Source organism: Candidatus Rubrimentiphilum sp., assembly GCA_035710515.1.
GTDB lineage: Bacteria > Vulcanimicrobiota > Vulcanimicrobiia > Vulcanimicrobiales > Vulcanimicrobiaceae > Rubrimentiphilum.
The window spans coordinates 390,770-412,734 of the sequence record DASTDE010000004.1; the positions used below are offsets into that span (position 1 = coordinate 390,770).

Annotated in this window: 22 protein-coding genes; 6 read left to right on the top strand and 16 right to left on the bottom strand. The window is 62.0% G+C overall.

The features are described from left to right. Positions 1-199: 199 nt before the first annotated feature. The 4 genes from minE to minC are packed head-to-tail and all read right to left on the bottom strand — an operon-like array spanning position 200 to position 3,079. Positions 200-577: a cell division topological specificity factor MinE gene (gene minE / locus VFO29_10970; protein ID HET9394024.1), complete on the bottom strand. Its 378-nt coding sequence runs from the start codon at positions 575-577 to the stop codon at positions 200-202. Then, on the bottom strand, positions 574-1,434 hold the full coding sequence (minD, locus tag VFO29_10975; protein HET9394025.1) for a septum site-determining protein MinD: 861 nt from the start codon (positions 1,432-1,434) through the stop codon (positions 574-576). The genes minE and minD (VFO29_10975) overlap by 4 nt, the downstream gene beginning before the upstream one ends. Beyond that, positions 1,434-2,225: a septum site-determining protein MinD gene (gene minD, locus VFO29_10980; GenBank protein ID HET9394026.1), complete on the bottom strand. Its 792-nt coding sequence runs from the start codon at positions 2,223-2,225 to the stop codon at positions 1,434-1,436. Before minD (VFO29_10980) ends, minD (VFO29_10975) begins: the two co-directional genes overlap by 1 nt. After that, positions 2,222-3,079 carry a septum site-determining protein MinC gene (gene minC / locus VFO29_10985; protein HET9394027.1) on the bottom strand — a complete coding sequence of 286 codons (858 nt, stop codon included), beginning with the start codon at positions 3,077-3,079 and terminating at the stop codon, positions 2,222-2,224. Before minC ends, minD (VFO29_10980) begins: the two co-directional genes overlap by 4 nt. Before the next feature lie 186 nt (positions 3,080-3,265). Here minC and VFO29_10990 point away from each other — a divergent pair, with 186 nt between their 5' ends. Both VFO29_10990 and VFO29_10995 read left to right on the top strand, forming a co-directional pair. Further along, positions 3,266-5,320, top strand: a complete 2,055-nt coding sequence (locus tag VFO29_10990; protein ID HET9394028.1) for a M48 family metalloprotease — start codon at positions 3,266-3,268, stop codon at positions 5,318-5,320. 9 nt (positions 5,321-5,329) lie between these two features. Then, entirely contained in the window at positions 5,330-6,313 is a 984-nt protein-coding gene (locus VFO29_10995) for a hypothetical protein (protein ID HET9394029.1), read from the top strand. Here VFO29_10995 and VFO29_11000 read toward each other — a convergent pair. Then, positions 6,300-7,037, bottom strand: coding sequence for an RDD family protein (locus VFO29_11000; protein HET9394030.1), 738 nt, complete (start codon positions 7,035-7,037; stop codon positions 6,300-6,302). The genes VFO29_10995 and VFO29_11000 overlap by 14 nt on opposite strands. 75 nt (positions 7,038-7,112) lie before the next feature. Here VFO29_11000 and VFO29_11005 point away from each other — a divergent pair, with 75 nt between their 5' ends. Both VFO29_11005 and VFO29_11010 read left to right on the top strand, forming a co-directional pair. After that, a complete protein-coding gene (locus tag VFO29_11005) occupies positions 7,113-8,078 on the top strand; it encodes a stage II sporulation protein M (GenBank protein ID HET9394031.1) in 966 nt (321 codons plus the stop codon). Positions 8,079-8,241: 163 nt separating this feature from the next. Beyond that, positions 8,242-9,342, top strand: coding sequence for an RDD family protein (locus tag VFO29_11010; protein ID HET9394032.1), 1,101 nt, complete (start codon positions 8,242-8,244; stop codon positions 9,340-9,342). Here VFO29_11010 and VFO29_11015 read toward each other — a convergent pair. The 5 genes from VFO29_11015 to VFO29_11035 are packed head-to-tail and all read right to left on the bottom strand — an operon-like array spanning position 9,339 to position 14,279. Next, entirely contained in the window at positions 9,339-10,682 is a 1,344-nt protein-coding gene (locus VFO29_11015) for a DUF58 domain-containing protein (protein ID HET9394033.1), read from the bottom strand. The genes VFO29_11010 and VFO29_11015 overlap by 4 nt on opposite strands. Beyond that, a complete protein-coding gene (locus VFO29_11020) occupies positions 10,666-11,631 on the bottom strand; it encodes a MoxR family ATPase (GenBank protein HET9394034.1) in 966 nt (321 codons plus the stop codon). The genes VFO29_11015 and VFO29_11020 overlap by 17 nt, the downstream gene beginning before the upstream one ends. Then, on the bottom strand, positions 11,628-12,665 hold the full coding sequence (locus VFO29_11025) for a DUF4350 domain-containing protein (protein ID HET9394035.1): 1,038 nt from the start codon (positions 12,663-12,665) through the stop codon (positions 11,628-11,630). The genes VFO29_11020 and VFO29_11025 overlap by 4 nt, the downstream gene beginning before the upstream one ends. A gap of 22 nt (positions 12,666-12,687) precedes the next feature. Further along, complete coding sequence (locus VFO29_11030) at positions 12,688-13,326, bottom strand: DUF4129 domain-containing protein (protein ID HET9394036.1); 639 nt, start codon at positions 13,324-13,326, stop codon at positions 12,688-12,690. Further along, entirely contained in the window at positions 13,323-14,279 is a 957-nt protein-coding gene (locus tag VFO29_11035) for a hypothetical protein (GenBank protein ID HET9394037.1), read from the bottom strand. Before VFO29_11035 ends, VFO29_11030 begins: the two co-directional genes overlap by 4 nt. A gap of 51 nt (positions 14,280-14,330) precedes the next feature. Here VFO29_11035 and VFO29_11040 point away from each other — a divergent pair, with 51 nt between their 5' ends. After that, the gene (locus tag VFO29_11040; GenBank protein HET9394038.1) at positions 14,331-14,966 is read left to right on the top strand and encodes an MOSC N-terminal beta barrel domain-containing protein; all 636 of its coding nucleotides are present in this window, start codon (positions 14,331-14,333) and stop codon (positions 14,964-14,966) included. Here VFO29_11040 and VFO29_11045 read toward each other — a convergent pair. Further along, positions 14,900-15,265 (bottom strand): transcriptional regulator, encoded by a 366-nt coding sequence (locus VFO29_11045; protein HET9394039.1) that lies wholly within the window; start codon positions 15,263-15,265, stop codon positions 14,900-14,902. The genes VFO29_11040 and VFO29_11045 overlap by 67 nt on opposite strands. Next, positions 15,262-15,870: a hypothetical protein gene (locus VFO29_11050; protein HET9394040.1), complete on the bottom strand. Its 609-nt coding sequence runs from the start codon at positions 15,868-15,870 to the stop codon at positions 15,262-15,264. Before VFO29_11050 ends, VFO29_11045 begins: the two co-directional genes overlap by 4 nt. A 427-nt stretch (positions 15,871-16,297) precedes the next feature. Between VFO29_11050 and VFO29_11055 the strand changes: the two genes are divergently transcribed. Beyond that, positions 16,298-16,693, top strand: coding sequence for a hypothetical protein (locus VFO29_11055; protein HET9394041.1), 396 nt, complete (start codon positions 16,298-16,300; stop codon positions 16,691-16,693). A gap of 2 nt (positions 16,694-16,695) precedes the next feature. Here the strand turns inward: VFO29_11055 and VFO29_11060 are convergent, their stop codons facing one another. Genes VFO29_11060 through dnaX form a run of 4 tightly spaced genes read right to left on the bottom strand, consistent with a single transcriptional unit; the run spans position 16,696 to position 21,910 of the window. Next, on the bottom strand, positions 16,696-19,404 hold the full coding sequence (locus VFO29_11060; GenBank protein HET9394042.1) for an adenylate/guanylate cyclase domain-containing protein: 2,709 nt from the start codon (positions 19,402-19,404) through the stop codon (positions 16,696-16,698). A gap of 15 nt (positions 19,405-19,419) precedes the next feature. Then, positions 19,420-20,028 carry a recombination mediator RecR gene (gene recR / locus VFO29_11065; GenBank protein ID HET9394043.1) on the bottom strand — a complete coding sequence of 203 codons (609 nt, stop codon included), beginning with the start codon at positions 20,026-20,028 and terminating at the stop codon, positions 19,420-19,422. A gap of 5 nt (positions 20,029-20,033) precedes the next feature. After that, positions 20,034-20,342 (bottom strand): YbaB/EbfC family nucleoid-associated protein, encoded by a 309-nt coding sequence (locus VFO29_11070; protein HET9394044.1) that lies wholly within the window; start codon positions 20,340-20,342, stop codon positions 20,034-20,036. Beyond that, positions 20,339-21,910 (bottom strand): DNA polymerase III subunit gamma/tau, encoded by a 1,572-nt coding sequence (dnaX, locus tag VFO29_11075; protein ID HET9394045.1) that lies wholly within the window; start codon positions 21,908-21,910, stop codon positions 20,339-20,341. The genes VFO29_11070 and dnaX overlap by 4 nt, the downstream gene beginning before the upstream one ends. Positions 21,911-21,965: the final 55 nt, after the last annotated feature.

A 21,965-nucleotide genomic window follows, 5' to 3' on the forward strand; every position in this document is an offset into this window, starting at 1 on the left:
AACTGCCGAGGTGCTTGTCAAAAACCGCTTCCGGCGTGATTGTCCTGCGGTGGGCCGCTTCGATGGCGTCGACTCCCGCGCGGTCCACCGGCCAACAACGTTGCGTTGCTTGGTCAAGAAATGATACGCTGGCGTCACGTCCGAGGCCCCGTGTCACAGGACGGCCGCTCCAATGGAGCGGCCTTCTGTTATCAAATCGCTACGTCGCCGGCGCCGGATTAATCGTCGATTGCGCCGGCTGCAAGTCTTGTTGAGCTGCTGATTTGCGACGGCGGCGGCGGCGCGGACGGCTCGTGGGCGGCGACGGCGTCCGGTTCACGGAAATGATCGGCACGTTCGCCAGCATCGCAAAGACGCGATCCTGATGTTCGAAACGCACGTCGATTTTGTCGCGATCGACTTCCATGTACCGCGAAACCACCGCAACGAGGTCGTGCTTCATCTGCTCGATCATGTCGGGCGCCAGCGAAAGGTGATCCGACATCAGCACCAGGCGCAAGCGCTCCTTGGCGGTCGCGCCGGAGTTCTCGCGGCCGAAGAAGCGGTTGAGGCGGTTCATTACCTCGGTGAACGTCATCGGCGGCCTCCCAGAAATGATCCAAGTTTGTCCATGAAGGTTTCCTTGTACTCGACCATCGGCGCGGGCACGTCTTCGCCCGCGACGCGCGCGGCGATCGAGTGATAGGCGTTGCCGACTTGCGAATCGGTGCGCAGCGCGATCGGGTCGCCCTTGTTTGTCGAAACGATCACATCGGGATCATCCGCGATCACGCCGAGCAGCGGCAGCCGCAGAATCGAGTTGACGTCTTCGACTGAAAGCATCTTGCCTTTGCGCACCAGTTGCGGACGCACGCGGTTGATAATCAGCTTCGGCTGGAATGCGTTGCCGAGCAGGCCTACAACACGATCGACGTCGCGCACTGCCGAAACCTCAGGCGTGCAGACAACGATCGCTTCCTGCGCGCCAACGACTGCATTCTTGAATCCCATCTCGATGCCGGCCGGACAATCGATCAGCACGTAGTCGAAGCGTTCGCGCAGCTCTTCGATGAGGTCGCGCATCGACTCCGTATCCACTTCGTCTTTTTCGCGCGCTTGCGCGGCGGCCAGCAAATAGAGATTCGGCGTGTGCTTGTCGCGCACGAGCGCGTCGTCGAGTTCGGCTTTTTCTTCGAGCACGTCGAGCAAGTGATAGCGCACGCGGCTCTCGAGGCCGAGCAGGATGTCGAGATTCCGTAGACCGACGTCCGCATCGACCAGCGCAACGCTGACGCCGCGCTTGGCCAACGCCGTCCCCAGATTGGCGGTAGTCGTCGTTTTGCCGACGCCGCCTTTGCCCGACGTGACGACGATCGCGCGCCCGAGCTTCACCGGTGCGGCCGAGATCGTGGGCTGAGCAGCGACATCGTAGGGTTCGCGGAGCGGAAACACCATCAGCCTGCTTTCAGTGTGCCGAAGAGACGGCCGAAGAAACCGGGCGTCTCGAGGTTGGTAAAGGGTATGAGATCGCCTTCCAGGCGGCGCACGATCTTTTCATAGATGCCGCGCAGGCGGTAGCCTTCGCCCAGCACCAGCGGCTCGCCGCGGTTGGTCGTGTCGATGATCTCTTCGTCGTCGGGAATGATGCCGAGCAATTCGATCGAGAGAATCTCGCAGACGTCGTCGATCGAAAGCATGTCGCCGGTACGCACCATCTCCGGCCGGATGCGATTGAGAATCAGCCGCATCGGAATATTCTTTTCGGCCAGCTTGCCGATGACGCGGTCCGCGTCGCGAATCGCACTCACCTCCGGCGTCGTCACGACGATGGCTTCGTCGGCTCCCGCGATGGCATTGCGGAAACCGCCTTCGATGCCGGCCGGGCAGTCGATCAGCACATAGTCGGCCATGTCCGCGAGTTCGTCGATCAGTCGGGCCATTTGGTCCTCGGTGATCGCATCTTTATTGCGCGTCTGCGCGGCCGGGAGAATCGCCAGCGATTCAAAGCGCTTGTCTTTGATCAGTGCTTGGCGCACTTGGCAGCGGCCCTCGATCACTTCGACCAGATCGAAAACGATGCGTTTCTCCAAACCCAAGACCAGATCCAGATTGCGCAAACCGATGTCGGTGTCGACCAGGATCACGCGATGGCCGCGTTTGGCCAGCGCCGCGCCGATGTTGACGGTGGCGGTCGTCTTGCCGACGCCGCCTTTTCCCGAGGTGAGGACGATCTTGCGAGCTTTCACTCCACCTTCTCCTTGGTTTTCTTTTGCACGATGCCGACGCGATCGAGCGGCACGATCATGATTCGATCATTCTGCACGCAAGCCGCTTCGGGCTGTTTGCCGGCCTCGCGCGCGCCGGCTTCGGCCGCGATCAGCGTCGCGATCCGCAGTTGCGTCGGCGCCAAATCCACCGCGTAGACGCGCGCTCCCGCATCACCTTGCGCTCCGGCGTGCGCGACGCCGCGCAACGATCCGAAAACGGCGATATCGCCGCCGGCGATCAACTCGGCGCCCGGATTCACGTCGCCAATCACCACGATGTTGCCGACGTTATGAAGCGCTTGCCCGCCGCGTAAGGTGCCCACGTGGTACAGCGTGGCCGGCGCGACCGGTTCGGCTTCGGGAACCGCCACAACGGGCGGCGGCTCGGGAACGAGCCTGCGCACGCTGCTCTCGCCGCGGCTGCGGCGCACGGCGATGTCGGCGCGGGCCCCCGCAAAGTCGGCCACCAGCGACCGCGCCGCGTCCGAAAGCTGCAGCTCCCTCTTCGGACGCAGCGCGCGCCGCCGTGCAAGCTCCTCACCGCCGTCGAGGTCCGCGACGTAGCGCAGGCCTTGCGCTACGGCCAGGGCTCCGACGTGCGCCTCGCCGCTCAACGCCTCGAGAACGACCCCATGGCCGCCTAAAAGCGTGCGCAGCCGCGCGAGCTGGTCATCCGAAGGGCTCGCGCGCCCCAGCGCAGCGGTCGCTTGCGCCCCGGAGTAAAATCCAGGCCGCTCGCCGAGCTTGCTCTCCAATTCGGCCAGAGCTTCCTCGAAATCACGCTCTCCTAAAGCGATCTCCAAGCCCAGCCCTTTACCGCGCAACACCGCCATCACCGCAGGCGGTTCGGACGCGCGAGCAACCGCCCTGCGGCCTCCACAGAAGCCCCACAACAAGTTCCGGTTATACACAGTCCGTCCACAGATATTGGGCGTAACAAAGGAACCAGCGCCTGCGTTCTGGGAGTGCGCACTGTCACTGTTCCGGCCCGCCTTGGGCGGGTAAAGGTATAAGCCGTCATGTTGTTTCGCCGAATCGTTCCTCTCACGCTCATTTTGGCATTGCTGAGTGCCATATGCCCGGCACCCTCGCTGGCGCTTTCCACTGCCAATGAAGTCGCCATCGGGCGTCAATACGATCAGCAGATCGTCGAAACGAGCTCGGTCGAGACCGATCCATTGCTCAATGCGTGGGTCCAAGCAGTGTCGAGCAAACTCTGGGCCCAGACGGCGCGCAAAGACGTTCCGTACAACATCAAGATTCTCAACGACAACGACATCAACGCATTTTCGACCCTGGGCGGCTATGTCTACGTAAATACCGGACTGCTCGACTTCGTCCAGTCCGACGACGAGCTCGCCGCGGTGATCGGACACGAAACCGGCCACATCGAGCGGCGGCACACGGTGACGATGCAGTCCAAATCGCAGATTCTGAGCATTCTGTTCGGGATCGCGTCGCTGTTCTCGCCCTTCATCTATAACTTCGGCAACATCTTGCAGGCCGGTGCGCTGGCGAAGATGTCCCGTGTCGACGAGCTGCAGGCCGACGAGTACGGACTCTTGCTCATGTCGCGTGCGGGCTACGATCCCGACGCGATGGTCTCGATGCAGAAGCATTTGGGCGCCCTCAACGGCGACCACAACGATCTCGTCACCAAGTATTTCGAGAGCCACCCCGGCTCCGACGCGCGCATCGCGCATCTCGTCGGCTATCCCGAATTGGATCCGACCAAGGTAACCGCGCAGGAAAAACTAGTGCGCGCCCTTCACGACCTCGATGAATCGCGTTACAACATCGCGAGCATCCAGCTCAACTCTATTCTGAAGACCGACGCTTCCAATCAGCAGGCGCTGCTCGGCCTGGGACAGAGCCAGCTCGCGCTCGGCTTGACCAGCAAGAGCGAACAGACGCTGGGCGATCTCGCGCAGAGTTCTTCGCCACAAGTCAAAGCTGCGGCGTTACAACGGATTGCGGCGCTGCGCGCCATGCAAGCCCGCCGGGTCGATCTCACCCGCCCGGATCTGGAGAGCCTGCGCGCCCAAGTTGCGCAAGCGCAGCAAGTGCAGCAGCAAGCCCAAGCGCAAATCGGCGCGCGCCACGATCAAGGCCATAGCCAATTGAAATCGCTGCAGCTCCGGCTGCAAGCCATCCAATATGAAGTTCCCGACTTCGGTTCGATTGACGTCAAGAAGGGCTCGCGGCTCGAAGCGATCGTCAAAACCGTCAACGGTATGAGCCGTTCGGTCAACAGCGCATTCCAAGATGCAACCGCGGCCATTGACAACGTCGGCTCGATCGATGCGAAGACGAACAAGCCGTACGGACTGCTGCGCGAAAACTGGCAGATTCTGGACGAGATGCAGGCGCCGCTGAACATGGCGCCGATTCCGTCGGATTCGATCGCGCTCTTCCCGTCGTATCCGCGCACGCTCACCGAGCTCTCCACGGCCGACGCCGACATGATTCGATCGGTCGACGCCGGACGGGCAGCGGCCATGCAACTGGATAGCGGCTTGGCGGATCTCGACGCGTTCTTCAAACGCTTGCAGCAGATTCACCTCAACGCCTTTGGCGAGATCGACCAATTCGACTACCAATCGCTGCTGCCGTACATGCAAAAAGCAACGGCGTCGCTGGGAGCCGCGGCCATCTCCGCCTCGCAGGCGAGCCAGCTGTACAATCTGGCGCGATCGCGGCAGCTCTCGGCGCGCATAACGATGCTCGGCGTGGGCACCTCTCCGCAGCGCTACGACACGCTGCAAAAAGCGATCAACCTGCGCTTCAACAACGACGACATCGACTACATCGGCATGCTGCACGACAACGTAACGCCGGGCGAGCTGACCGCTGCGACCATCGTGGCGGCCGACTTCCGGACGACGCCGCAAGCCATCATCAAAGAGTCGCACGACACGCACCGCTCCGTCATCGACGTGGCCAACGCCCGGGGGATGCACGCGCTGGCGCTGGAGGTCTTCATGGGCCTCATCTATCTGGACTACACGGACGATCCAGTCAAGGAAGCTCATCCGGACGGCGGCGGCGTAACAAATCCGAACGGCGACGTGTAGTAGCCTTTGATGGCTACCGCAACAGGCGAGATTCTTAAACTCGTCCGCAAGGGCATCGACGTCCGGGGCGTGCACGCGCACACGCGCAAGCCGTTCCGCATGTATCTCTGCGGCGATCCCGGACTGGTCGCCGACATGCGCACCCTACTGCTCTCGGGTCACGACGAGTCCGTCCCGCCCGATGCGGCGGCCTGCTTGGAGACGATCGTTCCCGGCCTGGCGCAGCTCACCATGACGCGCGAAGCTGTGGCCGTGCTTTTCGTCGGCAAACGCGGCGACGCCGCGGGCGCGGATTTCCGCGCATTGCTGGCGCTGAATCTCCCGGTTTTTGCCATTACCGTTGACGAGCACGCGCAGCCGAGCGGGCCCGCGTCGCCTCCGATCGCCGGCGCGTACGGTGAATACACCGTGACGGCGTTGTCGAAGGAAGCGCTGCGCGGACGCGTTTTCCCACAGCTGATCGAGCGTTGCAAGGGCGTCGAAATTGCCGTCGGGCGCCGGCTTCCCGTTTTGCGCGAGACCGTCGCCGCCAAGCTCACGCGCGATGCGGCGAACAACGCGCTCAAAGTCGCGCTTGCGAGCGCGGTTGTCGATCACATTCCGGTGTTCGGCCTAGTTTTGGGCGCATTTGCGTCGGCGGGCGACATGGTCGCCATCACCGGCATTCAAATGATGCTGCTGCTTCACGTCGAGGCCACGTACGGAAAAGATCCGGACGTCCAACGCCTTTGGCAACTGCTTCCCGTCGTCGGCGGCGGCTTCGGCTGGCGCATGCTCGCACGGGAACTTTCCGGTTTCATTCCCGTTGCCGGCATTGCCATCAAGGGCGCAATCGCGTACGCCGGTACGATTGTGGTCGGCGAAGGCGTCACGTTCTACTACGAACACGGCCGCCACATGAGCGCCGGGCAAGCCAGCACGATTTACGAGAATACGAAAAAAGACGCGCTCGACTTCGCGCGCGACATCGTCGCCCGGTTTACGAAGCGCTAAGGCGCGTCAGCAACTCTTCGTCGCTTAACTGTTGAAGGTCGCGCGAAACGCGCGGCCGCACCCGCGCTGCGATTTGCGCGGCCATCGCCGCGCGGTTTCCCGGCGCCATTCCATCCCGGCGCGCCACAAAGCGATCGATCAGCGCGGATTCGTCGTCGTCGAGCATCGCAAAGTGCGGCGCCTGCGCGTGACTTTCTCCGGTAATTTGTGCCAGCGCAGCGGATCGCGCATCGCGAACCACGATCGTTCCGGCTGCCATATCGCCTAACCGTTTGTTCTCGGGCGAAAGCAACGCCGCAACCGCACTGGTCAAATAGAAACCAAAGATCAACTCACCCACACGAATCAGATTCCGGACCGCCGCGCTGGCAAAATCCACGGGATAACCACCGTCACGGACAACGCGCAACGCCAGCAACTTCTTGCCGGGAGTCTGCCCGTTCCAGTAGGCTTCGAAGATAATAAAATAGCCGAAGAATATGAGAAACACGATAAAGCTGACAATCGCCAATGTCACCGATTCCGCAGTCTTGGCCACAACGGACGCATGACGGACGATCGGCGTGTTCAGCGCCGCGTAGAAGAGGCCCCAAAAAATTCCGATCGCCAGGAGTATCTGGATGATCAGATCGATTGACATCGCCAAGAAGCGGCTGCCCAAGCCCGCGAGCTCATATGAAAAGGCTATGCTTTCGGGCGTCCTGACGCGCAAAGTCCGATCCATTGAAGAGCCGCTTCGATACAACCGGCGCTTGTCCTGAGTCGAGGGGTACCAACCGCGGGCGCCGCAATAGTCCAGGTGCAGCAAAGAGCCTTCGTGCAGCGGCGCGGCGGAGCGTGGGAGAGACTCGAGCTCCTGCTCGCTCGCGTGGGCCGCCGGGGCCTGCGCCAGCTGGATGCCGCCGAGTTGTTCGAGCTCGGCAGGCTCTACCGCTGGGTCACATCCGATCTTGCTTACGCGCGTGGGCACGGTTTCGATGCACAGCTGCAGCATTATCTCAACCGGCTCACTGCTCGCGCGCACGCCAGTGTCTATGGAGCCACCGTGGAAACCGGAGGCGCGCGCTTTACGCGCTTCTTCACGCAGACCTTTCCCGCGGAATTCCGCCGTTCATGGCCGTACAGCGCGGCGTGCGCCGCCCTCACCGTGCTTTGGAGCGCCGTCGCCTACGCGATCGTCATCCGTAATCCGGCCAACGCCTACACAGTGCTGCCGGAGGCCATGGTGCCAGGCCATATCACCAAGAGCTTGCACAACTCGAATTTCGCATTTACGCCGGACGCGTCCGCCCAGGTCTCCGCTTTCATCATCACCCACAACGTTCAGATCGCGATCATGGTCTTTGCAGGCGGTATCGTGACGCTGGGAATCTTCACGATTTGGGAAATCTCGCTCAACGGGTTGATGCTCGGCGGCTTGGCGGCGCTGTTCACGCGCGCCGGGTACGGTCCGGACTTTTGGGCGACGATAGCGCCGCACGGCGTCATAGAATTAACCGCGATCCAAATCGCGGGCGGGGCCGGGCTGCTCATCGCGGCCGGCGTGTTCTATCCGGGGCGGTTGCGCCGGCGCGACGCGATCTCCGAAAATGGGCGCCGGGCGGGCATTCTGATTGGGGGCGTCGTCGGGATGCTATGCGTAGCCGGCATGATCGAAGGTTTTTTTTCGCCGTTGCGATTTTCGATGGAAATCCGCGCTAGTGTCGGCGCGTTGACCGCGCTCGGACTGATCGCCTATTTCGGCTTCGCGGGGCGCAAGAAGTAACCTGAACGAGCTATTTGCCGGAAAGGCCTCGATACGCTACCGCTTTGAGTGGCTGACCTTAGCGATAACCCTGGCTTTTGCACCGGCGATCGCACTGCTTGTCGGCACCGTATGGCACGAAATAATCGGGGTTTCCTCGATTGGCGTCCTGATCGTCGTCGCAATGGTCTACGTCACGATTGCGCGCGGCGCGCTCCTGGGCAGTTGCGTCATGATTACCAAACACCACTTCCCCGAACTCTTTGCCGTCGTTGAGCGCTGCTCGTCGCTCCTGCAGTTGCCGATGCCGATGGTCTTCGTGCGCGACGATATCCACGTGCCGGTCGTTGCCGTCGGTTTCGGCGACCCATACTCGCTGATCGTCTCGTCGCACTGGCTCGATCATTTTAAAGAAGACGAACTCACCTTTATGATCGGTCGCGAGCTCGGCCACATCGCCGCCGGCCACACGCGTCTCACGTCGATTCTGAGCGTCAACGGCCGCGAGAACGCGATCATATCGCTTATCTTTGGCGCCTGGCTACGCCGGACGGAGTTCACCGCGGATCGCGTGGGGCTGCTCTGCTGCGGATCGACCGAGGCTGCGTATCGCGCGATCGCTTTGTGCGAATTTCACCTGTTCGCACGCAAGGTCGATCTCGCTGCATTTGCGCAGCAGCGCGCGGAGATCGCGCACGACTCCGTGCTGCGGCTGGGCGAATGGCTCTCTCCCAACCCGTACGCGACCAATCGTATGGAGAGCCTGCGCGTTTTTCATCACACGGCGCTGTACGACTATTGGGAAGAGCGGCTGCTGGCACAACCCGTCAAGAGTGTCCCCGTCCAGCACCGGTCCGATCGCGTGACTAAACAAGATTGCGCTTCCTTCGGGCGCCGTCTGGCGGCGATCGCCATCGACTACGCACTGGTCTCGGCGACCGCAAGTTTAGTCGTAACCAGCACAGGCGTGCACAGTCCGGGAATTCATTGGAATGTCAACTTCGATCCGGGGCCCGGCGCGATGTTTCTGCTCTACAACATGGTGCTCGTGGCGATAGCCGGACAAACGTTCGGGATGATGATCGTATCCGTTCGCGTCACGAACATGCATTTTGAACGGCCGCGTCCCTTGCAGGTGGTTTGGCGCTATCTGATCGCCGTGCCCCTGTTTGTCTTAAGCGTTCTGTGGCCCGGCTTTTGGCGCGTCGAGTTGCACGACCGCGCTTCGGGCACGCGCCTCGTCGGCCTGGAACGCACGCTGCAGCGCACGGCTTTGCCGGCTTAAAGCAGCCCGCGCTGTTTGACCAGCAGATAGCGATCGATCAGCGCGGTCGTCAGCTCGCGCGCGGGTACGTCGATCACCTGCACGCCTAAACGTTCCAAGATCGCCGCCGCCGCCCGGCGCTCGTCGCGCAGTTCGAGCGCCACGCTCGTCGCGTAGACGTCCTTGGCCGAGTGCGGTTCCGATTCGAGCACGCGATCGATAGCGCGATCGTTCATGAACACGCAGACCACCAGATGCCGCTTGGCCAGCGTTCCTATTTGCGCCAACACCGTGCTCTGCGCGACCGGATCGACCATATCGGTGAAAAAGACGATCAGACTGCGCTTGTTCACGTGGCTTCGCACGTAGGCAAACGCCTGCGCATAGTCCGATTCTTCAAACAGCGGCTCGACATCGTGGAGCTCGCCGCTCAATTGTGCAAGCGACCGCCGGCTGCTTCGGGGCGCGCTGGCGCGCAGGATCTCCGACGCAAAAGCCACGACGCCGACTTTATCGTTGGCCAAGGACGCGATGGAAGCGACTGACAGCGCGGCCGTTATCGCGTAGTCGAACTTGCGCTGTTCATCCACGCGCGCGGTCATCAAGCGGCCGGCATCCAAGACGATCATCACGTTTTGGCTGCGCTCGACCTCGTAATCGGCGACCGTCAATTTGCCGCGCCGCGCAGTCGCTTTCCAGTCGATCGATCGAAACTGATCGCCTTGACTCCAATCGCGCAAGTTTTCCAGCTCGGTACCCGAGCCGCGCAGCCGCATCCGGCGCAAACCCGCCTCGATCAAGCGGTTGCGCACGTGCAACGCGCCGTAGCGCTCCACTGCAGAAAGGTCGGGGTACACGCGGACCGGCTGCGCTTGGGAAACCCTGCGCCGGCGGCGCCACAATCCGATCGGATTCTCGATTCCCGCGTAGATCGCCGTGAGCGTCGACGATCCGCGAGCGACCGGCGTAACGGCGCGCTCGGCAAGCGCTTCGCTGCGCGCCGGCACCGCCAGCGCCACCTCGTCTTCGCCGTAGCGCAACAGCGTGCTGGGAGATTCGATCAGCGTTGCGCGGATTGCAATCCGGGAACGGTTCGTAACGCGATACCGCAGCGCCGCGTTGCGGCGCAGAGAAAACGGTTCCGGCTGCTCGCGTTCGATTGCGATCAGTGCGCCGCGCGGGCCGAGCAGCGCATCTGCGAGCAGTCCGGCCACAAAGATTGCCGCCCACGTCTGCGCCAAGAACGCAAACCCGGGCGCGAATCCGGCCACGCCCAGAAGCGCTACGAGAATTGCCAGCATCCAATAGGCCCGCGGCGAGAACCATCCGCCGGCGATGCGCGACTTATTCGGTTGTTTCACGCGGCACTGGAACGGACTCAACGATCTCCTGCGCCACGTCGGCGGCCGCGATGCCGTCGATCTCGGCCTGCGGCGCGACGATCAGACGGTGCGGAAGGACGAATGGCGCAACGTCTTTGACGTCGTCCGGCGTTGCGTAATCGCGCGCGTCGATGGCGGCCGCCGCTTGTGCGGCGGTCAACAATGTGACGCCGGCGCGCGGACTGGCTCCCAAACTCAGGCGACGATGCGCCCGGGTGGTGGAAACGAGCTCGTACACGTAATTCTGCACGGACGCGGCAACGTGAACGCGCCGCACCTCGGCTTGCGCGTCCACAATTTCCCCGGATCGTGCGACAGGCTTGACCTTATCCGGCTCGATGTTCCGCGCGTCGAAACCCGCGGCGACGCGGGCGAGCAGCTCGTGCTCTGCGTCACTTGAGGGATAGTCGGCGCGCACCTTCACGAGAAAACGGTCGAGCTGCGCTTCCGGAAGCGGATACGTCCCTTCATATTCGATCGGATTCTGCGTCGCGCACACGAAGAACGGCTCCGGCAGCTGCAGCGGAACGCCGTCGATGGTTATGCGCCCTTCCTCCATCGCTTCGAGCAGAGCGGATTGCGTCTTTGGCGGCGTGCGGTTGATTTCGTCGGCCAGCAGGACGTTCGTCACGATCGGGCCAGGGCGCATATTGAACTCAGCCGTTTTGGGATTGAAGACGGTGGTGCCGACGACGTCGGCCGGCATCAAATCCGGGGTGAATTGAATACGCCGGTAGGTCGCTCCGAGCAGCCCAGCCAGAGCTCGAACCGCCAGCGTTTTTCCTGTACCGGGTACGCCTTCGATCAGCGCGTGTCCGCGTCCCAACAGCGCGACCAGCAGCGCGAACGTTAGACGCTCTCCCCCGACGATGATTTCAGCCATGCCGGTTTGGATGCGCCCGGCAAGATCGGAGACGTTCGAACTCATTCGTAATCCTTTCGCAATTGCGCGTATAGCGTTCCCGCACGCAACACGTCGTGCGCCCGGAGATCATGGCGTTGGCTTAGGAGCTGCAATTCATCGAACCCGGCGGCGGCCCCATCTCCGCGATACGATCTGGGCGCCAGGGCCGACGCGGCTTTGAAGATCTTCGCGACGACTTCACGGGCCGCGCCGCCGCGCTGCAGCATGCGCGCGAGAGATAGGATGTAATCGGAGGAATCGCGCTCGTCCTGGGCTTCGATCCGATAGGGCGGCGCGAACGGAAGGTTCGCCCCTATGATTGCCAACAGCAACGCGCCGAGCGCGACGAAGATCGCTATGTGGACCGGCTGCGGCAGCACCTCCCAAAACGTGCGGCCTTGCGCGTAGCCGTAGACGCGCTCGTCGAACGCTACGGTTTTCGCGGAAAAAAGGTCGTAAGCAAAACGTGCGTTGTCTCCCTGAGCCAGGCGCAGATTGTCGAAGATCGTCGGCGTCGTGAACTCCACTACCCGGCCCCGGCCGCGATCCAGCGCCACCGCAACCGGATTCTTTCCGCTGCGCAACAGCACGCTCTTTGCGCTGCCGCAGTCCGCCGGCAGTGAACGCGTAAACTCCCCGCGCACGTTGAGTTCGGATCCCTGAAAGCCGCAGCCGGTCCGCGCGACAACGCTGCCGGCCATTCTGTCTGAGGACGCGGGCAAGCCGAGTCCTTGCCGGACCGCCGATGAAACCTTTCCTAAAACAATTAAAGTGCCGCCTCCACGCACCCATGCGGCGAGCGTGCGCTGAGCGGTGGCCGACGGGGCCGCTTCGTCCAGCACATAGTCGCCCGCGATGACTAACGTGGAGCGTGCCGGCAACTCGCCCAAAGGCAGCTCGAACCGCTGCACCGCGACCCTTTCCCGCTGCAAGAATTCGTAGAGCGCCGCATATCCGTATGCACCGCTGTCATACGTTGACGGAAAGGATTGATGCGTCTGCGGCGTTTGCGAGCGCAAGAACGACACGACGATCAGCAGCACGATGGCGACTGACAACAGGCCAATGTCAAATGAGCGTCTAGGCATTGAGCGCCATGAACCCGTCGCGCGCGCTCTCCCATTGTTCGGGCGCAACCGCACGCTCGGCATAGAATGCCGCCGTAAAGGACCTGGCAATCTTGTCGAACTCCGGCGCAGCTGCCGGAGCTCCTCGCGCCACCGCCCGCCGGCATTCGTTCACGGTTCGGCTGGGATCGGGCCAAATGACTCCCATGCGTTCCAGTTTGAGCAGCGCGGCCCAAAAGATGAGCGCGATCGCGGCGCGATAATCACCGCGTAACGCGGCTAAACAACTGCGCTCGTAGAGCGATTCGAAATCGGGAGTATCGGCGAGCGGTTGCGACCGGCCGGCGCGCTGCGCGTCGCGCACGGCTCCGGCCATCAGCCTGGCGCCGACGATAAGGATAATTACCACAAGCGCAATCACGAGGAGATATCCGAGAGCGACGCCGGTCTGTCTGCCCACTTGCACGTGCGAAAAGAGCACGTCGGACAAGCGGCTCCATTGGTCGCGCACCCACGTCCAAAATATCTCCCAGGCGGTGCGATGCGTTGTCGGAATCGCGACGCGAAATCGATCTTCCAAAAGAATCTTGCGTGCGAGGACGCTGGGATCGATCGGCGGCAGCCGGGGAACCAAAACCGGCGCCGCGCTCATGGAGATCGGGGTTCGAGCTGCGCCAATTCTTCCTGAATGTCCATTCCTTCGCGCCGCACGCGCACGTCAAAATAGTATACTGCCGCCAGCAGCGTAAGCAGCGAGATATGCACGAAGGTCACCAGACCATTTGCAGCCGCCGCCAACAGTGGACTGTGCACGAGAAAGTAGGCGGCCAGCGTCACGGCTAGTGCGAGCATCGAGAGGCCCAAATAGATCGCGCCGATCGCCAAGCTCGTTACCACCGCTCGCCAGAATTCGCGACGATTGAAGAGCCGGGAGAATGCGCGCCCAATAGCCTCGGCAAAACCCAATCCTTCCAAGACCACCGAGAAGAGGGCGCAGGCGATCGTGAGCTGAGCGACCGCTAAGGACACGAGCCACACGATAATGAACAGCAGCGTAAGCACGCCGAACGCGATACCGAAACCGACTCCCGCGCGCAGGGAGAAAATCGTCAGCAAGATCAGGACGAAATACCCGATGAACCCGACTATAACGAATGCCGCAAAGATGACGACGCTTAGGAAAAGCGTGCCTAGCATCGGACCCCATCGTCGAAAAACGGCCGCATAACACTGGCGCCAATCGGGATACGATCCTTCGTAAACGCGCGCCAGAGCCACGCCAATGGCCACTGAGGAGAACGGCAACAAGATGATCGAAACCAGGGCCGCCAACCAGATCCATCCCGGAATTTGGTCGTTTGTGATCTGCGGGACCTTGGGATTGCGTCCCGGGTGATTCGCTTGCGCGATGACCGCACCCATCTGTTGGTATGCCGCAATGCTGCTGCCGGACTGAAAATACTGAACGACGGTTAATGGCAATACAATAACGATCGTAATGAGTGCGATCGGCACGAAGTAGCGGACGTAAAGCGTCACGGCGCGATCGAAGATTTCTCCGATGCCCAATGGCCGCAGCGGCAGCGGGTCACCCGCCATGCTCATGGGCCGCCCTTCTTGAGGGTTTGAACGCGGTCCTATGGTAATGAAAGCACGATGCAGCTGCTCGGACACGTTCACGCCATTTACCGCTATCCCGTCAAGAGTTTGGCCGGTGAATCATTGAATGAGGTGACGATCGACGCGGACGGGATCCCCGGCGACCGCGCCGCGGCGCTCTTCGTTACAGCGGGTCACGCGCGAACCGGCAAGACGTACCGCGGCAAAGAACACAATCTGCTGCACTTGACGAGCGATCCGCGCGAAGCGGCGGAGTTGGCGAAAGCCGGCGGCGTTACGGTCGAGCTTCGCCGCGGCGACCACTTTTTCGACGCCGCACCGGTTTCATTGCTCTTCGATCGCTGGGTGGAGGAAGTCTCCGCCGCCCTCGGCCGTCCCCTCGACTTCAGGCGCTGGCGGCCGAATCTCTTTGCTCACGCCGCTGAAGATTTTCAGTTCAGCGAAAGCGATCTTAACGGCGCGCTCATCGAAGCCGGAACAGCAATCTTGCGCGTGTCCGAATCGGATAAACGCTGCGTAACGACCACGTACGACGTAGAAACCGGCGAAGCCGATCCCGAAGTTTTACGCTATGTCGCGCAGGAGCGCGACAGCGTGCTCGGCGTTTACTGCGACGTGGAGCTGGCCGGCGTCGTCCGCGCGGGCGACGCTTTACGCTTGCGCGCGCGCTGAACGTCGCGAACTACCGACTCAAGCGCGTCGATGTAATCCAAAAAACGCTCGCGGCCTGCGCGCGTTATGCGCACGACCGTCTGCGGGCGGCCCTTCCCCGTGATGCGCCGCATGTCGACGATGCCCATCTCGGCGAGCGCATGTAAATGACGGTTCAGATTGCCGTCGGTCAAGTCGCACGCTTCCTGCAGCTGTGTGAACGAGATGCCTTCCGGGTGCGCGATCAGCGCGCTGCAGATCGCCAGCCTTCCCCGCTCGTGAAAGACTCGGTCGAGCGCGCTCAAAGCGAATTGCGTCATACCGCTCTCCCTTCACGATCGCGCATGACCAGGATACCGATCGCGATCTGTCCCGCGCCGAACCCGATCGCGAGCGTGGCCGGAGCGAGCGCCAGATCGTGCGGCACAAACAGCAAACCGGCACCGGCAGCCAAGAACGCCACTGAGATCGGTAAGACGGCGCGCGGGAGCATCGTGTACGATGCCAGCAATCCAACGCCGTAGCATCCGTACCACACTGCGGGTAGGAGCGCGAAGAGGTCGGCACGCAGCAATGCGAAGGAAAGCGCGGCTCCCAGAATAAGCGCCGGCAAGATCGCAAAGCCGACGGTCGCGGTTTGCCACCGCTCGCGTGCGGTCGCATCGTTGACGTACCAGTGCGCGATCGCGCCATAGTTCACGATCATGGCGGCGGCGCAGCACGCGAACCAAATTGCGAAATACAGATGTCCGTCGTGCGACGTGCGCACGGCCGGAACGAGCAGCCACTGAACGACGCCGGACGCCAGTGCGAACGCGCCCGAAACCGCCGCGGCCAAACCGGAGTAGCCTTTGAAGCGCTGCACGTGCCCGAGGCGTTCGCGCACCTCGGCGATATCCGCCAACGCCCGTTCTAAGTCGGTCATGTCCTTACTTTGTAGCACAAAGCGTGCGTTCTCGGCAACTTTTTTGACTTCAGGCGCCAGAAATACTCCATGAAAAAACGGCCGGCGACAGGCCGCCCGCAGAGCCTACCGTCGGCCGTTTCTTATGAGATTGGAACTAGGTCAGATCGATGGGATCGCAACAGGCGACGCTGCCGCCACCCGAGCTACCGAACAATGCTGTGAGAACGATGATCACACCGTCAACCATATGGATCTCCTTTAAAGAGTGAGTAATGTGCCGCAAGTGTAGTCCCCTTTAATTGGCCTTGTATATGATCGGATCAGATTGTTAGCTTTTCTCCTCAGGCGTTAGACGTAGGGCTACCCCGCAGGGCTTTACCCCGACCCGGCTAAGGTTTCATGGCACTTCTCTTTTTGATGATAAGGAGTTTTCGCTGTGAAAAAAATGCCGGCTACAATAGATCGCGGTACCCTTTTGAAGGGTGGTGGAACGGCGGCACTCACGGCGCTGCTAATCGGGGCGCTCGAAGGGCGCGCAGAAGCATGCTGCTTTCCGATCGACCTCAGTTACGGCGACAATCTCAGCAGCGTTGAGAAAATGGCTGAAAATACAGCCGCAAGGAAAAAGGGCGCGACGGAATTCAGTGCCGTCAGGATTTGGGCGCCGGCACCAGGCAACGGTGGTGGCGGCACTCCGCGGCCTACCGCTCCGTGGACCTTACTCTTTACCGCGGCAAACGCTTCGGTGGCGGGGTTCGACGAAAATCAGAATCACCACGGGAATTCGAAGGCTCTCGTGCCCAAGCCGTTGGGCGGAACGATTTACGTTTTCGTCAAGTAACGCTAGGTAACGCTCACCTCGGATCGCTCGCCGAACCTTTGCGACAGCGCTTGAGCAGTCGTCTTTAGATTACCGCTCAAGACTAGCGTTACGCTTTCGTCCAGCTCGCGTCCGTAGCGCTCTCGCAGCTCGCCATCGACTCGATCGCGATCGAGTCCGGGCATTTCGCGGAGCGAGTGAACGCGGCGCATCGCCAAGCTCAGCGCGAAGGCATCCTTGGCGCCGTCGACGTCCTTTTGGCAAAGGGCAACCGCGGCGCAGGCTTCCAAAGAGTTCACGATCAATTCGAGCGCATCGAGACGTAATGCGATGTGCAAGCTCTCGCCCGCCAAGGATCGAGCTTCCGAACAATCGTTTCGATTCTCCAGAACAGCCATAGCTGCCAAGATTTCGGCAATGCCGAATTCGTTTTTTATTTTGCGCTTGGTGGCGAGAGCCGTTGTGAAACACTTCTTCGCTTGCTCCCAATCGCCGCGTTTATACGCGAGAGTTCCGAGCGTCGCTATGACCGTCGCGCAAACATCCTCGTCGCCCAAGCGCTCCGCTCGCGTGCGGCATTCCGAGAGCAGCAACTCCGCGGCGTCGAGATCGCCGCGCTGGAGTTTGATCGCCGCGCAGTTCGTGCTCGAGCTGACCGCGGCGCGTTCTTGTCCGGCCTCCGTGCAGCGCACTGCGATATCGCTATACAAGCGCTCGGCCCCTGAATAGTTACCCCGCCGGTTCTCGTTGACGGCCAGAGCGTGCAGCGCTTCGAGAACGCCCGGCTGGTCCTTGGCTTCATGGTAGATCGTGAGAGAGCGCTTGGCCAGCGAATCCGCGGCGTCGTATGCACCTTCGATGCTTGCAAACGTCGCCGCGCGCCGCAGAATGCCGGCGAGAATCGTATCTTCCGGCCCGGCAGCGTCGATGTAACGCTGCAGCCACCTGCGCCCTTCCTTGACGGTCCGGCGGATATACCAGTAACGGAACATGCCGAGGAGCATCTGCCCGAGTTCCGGGCCCGTGTTTTCAAAGCCGTAAACGAGCGCGGCGCGAACGTTTGCCGCGTCGCCGTCGACGGCGTCGAGCCAATTGCCGAGCGCTTCATGCAGCAGTGGGCCGCTTCCCTTTGTCGCGAGCGCGGCAAATAGTTCAAAATGCCTTGCACGGGCCGCGGCCAGCACCGCCGCCTCGCTTTGCTCGCCGGCATATTCGCGAATGACCTCCAGCATACGATACCGCGTTCCGGCATCGGCGCGCTGCACCGCCAAGAACGATTTGTCCACAAGTTCCTCGAGGATGTCGAGCACCGCGGTTCCTCGCGTTGATGAAGCTACAGTCTCGCACGCCTCGAGTGAGAAGCCGCCGACAAAGACCGAGAGCTCGCCGAGCAGTTTTCGTTCCGCATCGTCCAGCAGTTCGTAGCTCCAAGCAATCGTCTCACGCAACGTTTTGTGGCGATCGTCCTCCGCCGCCGACGTTCGGAGCAGGGCGAGTTGATCTCCCAAGCGCTCCCGGATTTGACGCAGCGATAACGTCGAAAGCCGCGCGGCCGCGAGTTCGATGGCGAGCGGGATACCTTGCAGCGCGCGCGAGATCGCGGCGAAGTCTTCATAGTCCCCCGTGCTCGGCACAAAAGCGTGCGCGATCGCCTGTGCGCGCTCTATGAAGAGCCGCTCGGCGTCGGCTTCATCGAACGGACCCAAACGGTACACGCGCTCGCCGCGGACGTGCAGCGACTCCTGCGTGCTCGTGACGATGCTCACATCCTTCGCCCGATCGAGAATCAATTTTACCGTCTTTGCGATCGCGGGCAACAAGTGTTCGGCGTTGTCGAGCACGAGCAAGAGGCGCTGGGCTGCTAGCTGCCGCAGGAGCGTCGCCTCGATCGGTTCGCCTGCCGCCTCACCGATGCCGAGCGCCGATGCAATCGTTTGCGCGATGAGTTTTGGATCCGAGGTGGATGCTAGCGCAACAAACCAGACGCCGTCATTGAAGTCGTCGAGCAGTTCCGCGCCGAGCTGCAGCGCCAGGCGCGTCTTTCCAATGCCGCCGGGACCACACAACGTCACCAGCCGGTGCTGCGCCACCAGTTCGCGCAATTCACGCAGCTCGGATTCGCGTCCAACGAAACTCGAAAGTTCCAACGGCAGGTTGTTGGGACGCGCGTCGAGGGTTCGCAGCGCCGGAAAATCTTTTTGCAGATCCGGCGCAGTGAGCTGAAAGATCGTTTCGGGTTCGGCGAGATCGCGCAGGCGGTGCGTTCCCAAACTGCGGCACTCGAGATCCGGCGGCAACTCGCCGCGCACAAGCGTTGCGGTAGCCGCCGAGAGCAGTATCTGTCCGCCGTGACCGGCCGACATTAAGCGTGCAACGCGGTTGAGCGCCGGGCCGAAGTAATCGTCGTCGGACTCCAGCGCGCTGCCGGTGTGCAATCCGATCCGCACGCGCAGCTCGCCCACCGCGCTGTCCCATCGCTCTTCCGCAAGCTTGCGCTGCACGTCGACCGCCGCCATCGCGGCGCGTTCCGGTGATGCGAAGACGCAGCAGAACGCATCGCCGACGCGTTTAAAAACGCTTCCGCTCTGGGCTTCGATCGTACCGGACAGGATCGCATCGTGCGCCGCGAGCGCTCCGGCCATGGCTTCGGGCGCGCGATCCCAGCGAGTTGTGCTGCCTTCGATGTCGGTAAAAAGAAAAGTCAGCACTCCGGTTTGGGGCAGCGCGTGCACACCCCAAACTTCCGGCTAGAGCGTGCGGCGGCCTTCGATGGCTTTGGCCAGCGTCACCTCATCCGCATAGTCGAGATCGCCGCCGATGGGCAATCCGTAGGCTAGCCTGGTGACCGATGCAACCAATGGAGTAAGCAAGCGCGAGATGTAGAGTGCGGTGGCTTCGCCTTCGGCATTCGGATTCGTCGCCAAAATGATCTCGCGCGGCTCTTCTTTTCCGATGCGGTCGACGAGCTCTTTGACGTGCAGTTGCGCGGGACCGACGCCGTCCATCGGCGAGATCAGCCCGCCCAGCACGTGATAATGCCCTTTATAGACGCCGGTGCGTTCGAGCGCGTAGATGTCTTTGGCTTCGGCGACCACGCAGATCATTTTGGAGTCGCGCCGGTCGTCGCTGCAGATCGGGCACGGGTCTTCCTCCGTGATTGAAAAGCACGTCGAACAGAGTTGAACGCGATCCTTGACCGACAAGATCGCCTCAGCCAGCGATTGCGCTTCGTTACGCGGACGGTTGAGCAAATAGAACACCAGCCGCGCAGCGGTCTTCGGACCGATCGTCGGAAGTTTGCTGAATTCGTTGATCAGGGCCTGGACCGGGCCGGCGATGCTTCCAGGTGAGGGCACGTACTCTAGGAGAGTCCGGGAATGTGCAGGCCGCCGGTGACGCGGCTCATGCGCGCTTGCGCCGTTTCGTCGGCTTTCTTCAGCGCATCGTTGACGGCGACAACGATCAAATCTTCGAGCGTCTCCGCATCGGCCGGATCGATTGCTTCGGGTGCGATCTTGACCGCCTTGACGCGATGATCGCACGTCATCTCGACCTTGACCGCCTCGCCAGCTGCCGTCCCGGTGACGACGGTGCTCGCCAGCTCCTCCTGCGCCTTGGTCATCTCTTGCTGCATCTTGCGCATCTGCGCCATTAAGTTGGCTTGGTTCACGTCATTCTTTCATTTATATAGGAGAGGAGTTCGTCGGGATCGTCCGCCTGCGGCACCGGCGGCGCATTCTTTCCGGCGCCTGCCTCGACTTTGAAGCGCGCGCGCAACGGCGTGCCGAGCACTTCCGCGATCGCGTCTTCGATCATCTTGACGTTGTCCTTGAGCGTCTCCGCCAGCACGGCGTTCGGCAGCGCGATCACCAGCGCGTTCCCTTCAATTGAATCGGGCTGGGCGCGCGAAAGTTGCGTCCGCAACGACTGCCGCTCGCCTTCGATGCGCGTACGGATCGACTGCCACGCCGATCTCACTTTTTGAATCGTCACGGGCCCGTTCGAAGCCGCGGGTTTGGAGGCGGGCGCCGGTTTCGCTTGCACTGCTTTTGGTTCGGCCGGTTTCGCTTCGGGTTTGGACTCGGCCGGTTTTTGCTCGCGCGTGGCCGGACGTTCCTCGAGCGCACTCACGCGCGCCGAGATCGCATCCAAAGTCGGATCTTCGGCGGCCAGCGCAAATCGCAGCAACGCCGTCTCCAACTCGAGCCGCGGATTGCCGCTCGACCGGACCGCCGACAGTGCCTCCGCCAACATTCGCAGCGCGCGCACGATCTGCGCCTGCGTCAGCTCGCGGCTTCGCTGCGTTGCCGCTTGCGCGTCGTCGGGCGCCAAGTCGCGCGTCAGCAGTTCGGGATCGATGCGCGCCACGATCAGGTTGCGAAATTCGGCGATCAATCCGCGAATCAGCACCTGCATGTCGGTGCCGGCGTCGCTGGCGTCGTCGATCGTCTTGAGGATGCCCGAGGCGTCTTTCGCGATCGCCCGATCGAGCAGCGTGCGCGCGTAGCTGCGGCCGCTGGCGCCGAACGCCAGCTCGACCGTCGCGGCGGTAATCGAGCCATCCGCGAACGCGGCGGCCTGCTCGAGCATCGTCAGCGCGTCGCGCAATCCACCGTCGGCGCGATACGCGATGGCCGAGAGCGCTTCGTCGTCGATCGACATCTTCTCGGCGGCCGCGATCTCGCGCATGCGCTCGATCATCACCGGAATCGCAATCCGCCGGAATGCATACCGCTGGCAGCGCGACAGAATGGTTAAGGGCAGCTTCTCGGGCTCGGTGGTTGCCAAGATGAAGACCGCGTGCGGCGGCGGCTCCTCCAGCGTTTTTAAAAAAGCGTTGGCGCCCTCTTTGGTGAGCATGTGCGCCTCGTCGATGATGTAGACTTTCATGCGCATGGACGAGGGCGCGAACTTCACCGCGTCGCGCAACGCGCGAATTTCGTCGATCCCGCGATTGCTGGCGGCGTCGATCTCCAGGACGTCGAGCGCGGTGCCCGCCAAGATCGCGCGGCAGTTCTCGCAGGTGTTGTCGGGCGTCGCCGTCGGTCCGTGAATGCAGTCGATGCAGCGCGCCAGAATTTTGGCCGCCGACGTCTTGCCCGATCCGCGCGGTCCGGAGAACAGGTAGGCGTGGGCCAGCTTCCCGCTCGCGATGGCGCTCGTCAGCGTCCGGACGACGGCTTCCTGACCGACCAGTTCCGCGAAACTCTTCGGCCTGTAGTCGCGATAAAGGGACACCCCCACAAGTACTTTTTGGCGTTTCGGCGCGCCTGCCGCCGGGTATAGACGTTGA

Bases quoted from the DNA above. Each gene is read 5' to 3' on its own strand.
- minE (HET9394024.1), bottom strand. From the start codon at position 577: ATGACGTTCACCGAGGTAATGAACCGCCTCAACCGCTTCTTCGGCCGC.
- minD (HET9394025.1), bottom strand. From the start codon at position 1,434: ATGGTGTTTCCGCTCCGCGAACCCTACGATGTCGCTGCTCAGCCCACG.
- minC (HET9394027.1), bottom strand. From the start codon at position 3,079: ATGGCGGTGTTGCGCGGTAAAGGGCTGGGCTTGGAGATCGCTTTAGGA.
- VFO29_10990 (HET9394028.1), top strand. From the start codon at position 3,266: ATGTTGTTTCGCCGAATCGTTCCTCTCACGCTCATTTTGGCATTGCTG.
- VFO29_10995 (HET9394029.1), top strand. From the start codon at position 5,330: ATGGCTACCGCAACAGGCGAGATTCTTAAACTCGTCCGCAAGGGCATC.
- VFO29_11000 (HET9394030.1), bottom strand. From the start codon at position 7,037: ATGGATCGGACTTTGCGCGTCAGGACGCCCGAAAGCATAGCCTTTTCA.
- VFO29_11010 (HET9394032.1), top strand. From the start codon at position 8,242: ATGGTCTACGTCACGATTGCGCGCGGCGCGCTCCTGGGCAGTTGCGTC.
- VFO29_11020 (HET9394034.1), bottom strand. From the start codon at position 11,631: ATGAGTTCGAACGTCTCCGATCTTGCCGGGCGCATCCAAACCGGCATG.
- VFO29_11030 (HET9394036.1), bottom strand. From the start codon at position 13,326: ATGAGCGCGGCGCCGGTTTTGGTTCCCCGGCTGCCGCCGATCGATCCC.
- VFO29_11035 (HET9394037.1), bottom strand. From the start codon at position 14,279: ATGAGCATGGCGGGTGACCCGCTGCCGCTGCGGCCATTGGGCATCGGA.
- VFO29_11040 (HET9394038.1), top strand. From the start codon at position 14,331: ATGCAGCTGCTCGGACACGTTCACGCCATTTACCGCTATCCCGTCAAG.
- VFO29_11045 (HET9394039.1), bottom strand. From the start codon at position 15,265: ATGACGCAATTCGCTTTGAGCGCGCTCGACCGAGTCTTTCACGAGCGG.
- VFO29_11050 (HET9394040.1), bottom strand. From the start codon at position 15,870: ATGACCGACTTAGAACGGGCGTTGGCGGATATCGCCGAGGTGCGCGAA.
- VFO29_11055 (HET9394041.1), top strand. From the start codon at position 16,298: ATGCCGGCTACAATAGATCGCGGTACCCTTTTGAAGGGTGGTGGAACG.